Annotated in this window: 3 protein-coding genes and 3 pseudogenes; 5 read left to right on the plus strand and 1 reads right to left on the minus strand. The window is 71.8% G+C overall.

Annotation, left to right across the window (positions count from 1 at the left end; translation table 11 throughout):
- The 5 genes and pseudogenes from ABZ281_RS39275 to ABZ281_RS39295 form a co-directional block, all read left to right on the plus strand.
- Window positions 1-208 (plus strand): annotated as a pseudogene (locus ABZ281_RS39275) (flavin reductase family protein); the annotation flags it as partial.
- Between the two features lie 111 nt (window positions 209-319).
- A complete protein-coding gene (locus ABZ281_RS39280) occupies window positions 320-808 on the plus strand; it encodes an SRPBCC family protein (protein ID WP_356662780.1) in 489 nt (162 codons plus the stop codon).
- Window positions 809-1,040: 232 nt separating this feature from the next.
- On the plus strand, window positions 1,041-2,045 hold the full coding sequence (locus tag ABZ281_RS39285) for a peptidase (RefSeq protein WP_356662781.1): 1,005 nt from the start codon (window positions 1,041-1,043) through the stop codon (window positions 2,043-2,045).
- 192 nt (window positions 2,046-2,237) lie between these two features.
- Window positions 2,238-2,498: pseudogene (locus ABZ281_RS39290) on the plus strand (HEAT repeat domain-containing protein); the annotation flags it as partial.
- Between the two features lie 52 nt (window positions 2,499-2,550).
- Window positions 2,551-2,869, plus strand: a pseudogene (locus ABZ281_RS39295) (glycosyltransferase); the annotation flags it as partial.
- Here the strand turns inward: ABZ281_RS39295 and secF are convergent.
- Window positions 2,859-4,539 (minus strand): protein translocase subunit SecF (gene secF, locus ABZ281_RS39300; protein ID WP_356662782.1); only part of this gene is annotated, 1,681 nt, incomplete at its 5' end. The pseudogene ABZ281_RS39295 and the gene secF sit on opposite strands and share 11 nt — an antisense overlap.

Consider the following 4,539-nt stretch of genomic DNA (forward strand, 5'->3'; position numbering starts at 1 on the left):
GCTGACCCCGGGCGGCGCGGGCCTCTTCGTCACCGTCGAGTGCGAGGTCCTGCGCGTTCACGCCGCCGAGCACATCGTCGTGCCCGGCACCCAGCACATCGACCCCGCCGGCTGGAGCCCGCTCATCTACAACTTCCGCCACTACCACGCACTGGCCCCCGGGATCGGCCACGGCTTCCGCTTCGAAACGGCGACGACCACCGTCTGATCGCATCCGATGTGGCAACCGGGGCTTCCCGGGTACCCGGCCTCCGCGGGCCCGGACCTGTGTGGGCCGATGGGCCTCCTGCAGTCGATCAGTGAATACGGAGGCATTCAGATGAGCACCATCAAGGAAACCGTGGAAGTCGACGTCCCCGTCCACGCCGCCTACAACCAGTGGACGCAGTTCGAGGAGTTCCCGAACTTCATGGAGGGCGTCGAGGAGGTCAGGCAACTGGACGACCGCCACAACCACTGGACCACCAAGATCGGCGGGGTACGGCGAGAGTTCGACACCGAGATCGTCGACCAGCTGGCCGACGAGCGGGTCACCTGGCGCTCGACCAGCGGAGACACCCACCAGCGGGGTTCCGTCCGCTTCGAGCGCCTGGACGACACGCACACCAGGGTGGAGCTCGTGATGGATGTCGAGCCCAGCGGAGCCATGGAGAAGGCCGGCGAGATGCTGGGCACGATCGACCGCCGGGTGAAGGGTGACATGAAGCGCTTCAAGCAGTACATCGAGGAGCGCGGAGTCGAATCCGGCGCATGGCGCGGCCGCGTCCAGCCGGGCGACGGCCCGAGCGGCCCCGGCCCCATCCTCTGACACCAGGCGCATCTCGAACCCGGCCTCCGCCGTGAGGCCGGGTTCTTCTGTACCCGCACGACGCGCCCCTCGCGGAGGAGGCGTGCACTTTCGGCCAACGTCATGACATGCACCTGTCCATCTCGGTCTTCCGGTGGCACGCTGCCCACTGACTGTCCGCAGTGACACCCCTGCCTGACCGGGTGGACGGGCTTCCCGCCACCCGGCCCCCACAGCAGAAGGAGACCGCGTGATGGGCAAATCCCGCAGCGCTCGCTCCACCGGTGGCACCACCCGCGTCCGCCGGTCCGTCCTCGGCGCGCTCGCCGGCGTCGCCGCGCTCCTGGCGACCGGCGTCACCGCCGCCCCGGCGAGTGCCGAACCGGACCCCGGCGTGATGACCACCTCGGTGCAGGAACGCGCCCTGGCCTTCTGGACCCCGCAGCGGATGCGCGAGGCCACCCCGCTCGACCTCCTGACCGTCGACCGCTCCGACGTACGGACACCGGCGCCTCGCAAGGGCAAGGCGACGGTCGTGGCCCCCAGCGCGCCGACCTCCGCCACGGGCCCTTTGGCCTTCCCGCACGGCGGCGGACCCTGGTCCGGCGGGGGAGCGGTCGCCAAGACCGCGGGACGGGTCTTCTTCAGCTACCAGGGCCGCACCGCGTCCTGCTCCGGCAACGCCGTCACCAGCGCCAACAAGAGCACGGTGATCACCGCGGGCCACTGCGTGAAGCTGGAGGGCGCCTGGCACACCAACTGGGTCTTCGTGCCCGGCTACCACGACGGACAGCGCCCGTACGGCACCTGGACCGCGGCCAAGACCCTGTCCACGCCGCAGTGGACGGCCAGTGAGGACATCAACTACGACATCGGCGCGGCCGTGGTCGCCCCGCTGGACGGGCAGAAGCTGACCGACGTCGTCGGTGGCCAGGGTCTGGCCTTCAACACCGGCTACAACAAGGCGATGTACTCCTTCGGCTTCCCGGCCGCCGCACCCTACGACGGTGAGAAGTTCATCTACTGCAGCGGCACCACCACCCGCGACTTCCTGCTGTCCAAGGACCACGGTCTGACCTGCAACATGACCGGCGGCTCCAGCGGAGGCCCCTGGTTCACCCAGTTCAGCGAGGCCACGGGGACCGGCCTGCAGTCCTCGGTGAACAGCTTCAAGTACAACTTCCTGCCGAACGCCATGTACGGCCCGTACTTCGGCACGGACGCGCAGAACCTGTACCAGAGCGCCCAGTCGTCCTGATCCACCACGCCACCCGGGAGCCGGGCCCTCCACCATCACAGCGTGGTGGAGGCCCCGGCTCCGGGTCGTTCCGGCACCGGGCGACCGGCCGACACGAAGCCCGCGCCGTCCACCGATTGATTCCGCAGCCGATGGACACAGGCTCCGGTCAACCTTCCCTCGCCTCGACGGTCTACCTCTTCGGGGGTGGCCATGGGGGCGGACCATCAGATCGCCTTCTTCCTGCGGGAGTCGGCGCGCTCGGAGCCGGAGCGGCGCGCTGCGGCGTTGAAGGGGCTGGGGAGGATCGGCAGGGCCGAGCACACCGGTGTGCGCGTCGATGCGGCCGGCGACCCAGCCCCCGGCGTACGCGCGGCCGCCGCCCTGGCCCTGGGCCGGCTCGGCATCCCGGAGGCGGGCAGGGACGTGCTGCCGCTGCTGATGGGCGACGCGGATCCGGATGTGCGGCGCAGGGCCTCGGCCGCGGCCGTCCGGCTGGGACATGACGGGCCCGCGGTGACAAGGGCCCCGCACCGCCGCCGTGGTCCACCACGCCGGAGCCGGCACCACCGCCGCCGTCCTGCGCGCGGGTGTCCCACGATTTCCGGTGCCGGTGCAGTTCGACGGGCTTCTTCTGGTCGGCGGGCCTGGTCGCCCTGGGGACGGCCCCCGAGGCCGTCCCCCTGCGGCGCCTGACAGCCGACACCCTCGCCCCCGCCCCGCCCCGCGCCCCGGCGGCGACCCTCACCACCGCATTGGCGCCCGGGAGTTGGCGCGCGACCTGGCCGGGGAGGACGGACGGCGTGGCCCCGGTCCTGGCCGCGCTGGACCGTCTCACTTCGTGACCGGCCCGCCCTCCCGAGACGGCTTTCCGGGACGGAAGCGCTCGTGCAGCCCGATCGCGACGGGAGCCGCGGTGAACACCGAGGAGTACGTCCCGACGGCGAGCCCGATGAGCAGGGCCAGGGCGAAGTCGGTGAGCGAGGAGCCGCCCGGCACGGCGAGCGCGGTGAGCGTGAACGCCGCGCCCATGCCGGTGTTCACGGTGCGGGGCAGGGTCTGCAGGATCGCCTGGTTCACGGTGCCGGCGAACGGCGACCCGGGGCCCCGCCGGGTCAGTTCCCTGACGCGGTCGAAGAGGACGACGGAGTCGTTGACGGAGTAGCCGATGACGGTGAGCAGGGCTGCGAGGAAGACCCCGTCGACCGGTTTGCCCAGCCAGGCGAAGACCCCGATCAGGATGACCACGTCGTGGAGGAGCGCGACGACCGCGGCGGAGCCCAGCATCCAGCGGAAGCGTGCCGCGAGGTAGACGAACTGCGCGCCGAGGGCCACCGCGAGCGCGATCAGGGCACCTTGGCGCAGCTCCTTGCCGAGGCTGGGACCGATCAGTTCGTCGCGGGCCTTGTCCGCCCGGCTGTCGAGGTCGCGCAGGGCCCCGGTGACCTCGGCCTCCTCGGCGTCGGTCAGCGGATCCGTACGCACCGTCAGACCCGTGTCTGAGGAGGACTGCACGACCGCCCGGGGGAACCCGGCGTCGGCGAGCGCGGTACGGACCCGGCCGGGGTCGACGGGGGCGCTCGTGGTGTATTCGATGAGACGGCCCCCGGTGAACTCCACGCCGAGATCGACGCCGCGCACCACGATGCCCGAGCCGGCCAGCGCGAGCACCGCCGCGGAGGTGACCAGCCAGCGGCGCGGGCGGCGCATCAGGAAAGGGTTGCGACGGGTGAGGCGCTCGCGGACCGCGCCGATGGTGGCGATGCCGGTGAGACGGGGGCGGCGGCGCACGCCCGGACGGCTCGCGGCCAACTCGGCGAGCACCCGGCTGATGACCAGGGCGCTGAACATGGAGGCGAGCACCCCGATACCCAGGGTGACGCCGAAGCCGCGTACGGGACCGGAGGCGAGGAAGAACAGCAGGGCGGCCGCGATCAGCGTGGTGATGTTGGAGTCGGCGATCGCGCTGAAGGCGTTGCGGAAGCCGGCCGCGAGCGCCGAGCGGATACTGGGTCGGCGGCGTACGGTGTACTCCTCGCGCGCCCGCTCGAAGACCAGCACGTTGGCGTCGACGGCCATGCCGATGGCCAGCACGAAACCGGCCAGGCCCGGCAGCGTCAGGGTGGCGCCGAGGGCGGCCAGGGCGGCGTAGGAGAGCAGGCCGTAGCAGGCCAGGGACAGGGCGGCCAGGCCACCCATCAGCCGGTAGACGACGATGATGAACAGCGAGGTCAGCCCGGTGCCGATGGCCGCCGCCCAAGCGCTGGCGGTGATGGCCTGCGCGCCGAGGGTGGGGCCGACGGTGCGCTGCTCGACGGTCTCGACGGGCACGGGCAGGGCACCGCCGTTGATGAGCAGCGCGAGTTCGCGGGCTTCCTCGGGGCTGAAGGAGCCCGTGATCCGGGTGGCGCCGTCGCGGATGCCGGTCCCGCAGGTGAGGGACGGGTCCGGGCCGACCAGGGCGACGGTGGCCCACTGCTCGGTCACCGACGTGCAGTGGACACGCAGTTCGGGC

The organism is Streptomyces sp. NPDC006265 (genome assembly GCF_040613555.1).
Classification (GTDB): Bacteria; Actinomycetota; Actinomycetes; order Streptomycetales; family Streptomycetaceae; genus Streptomyces.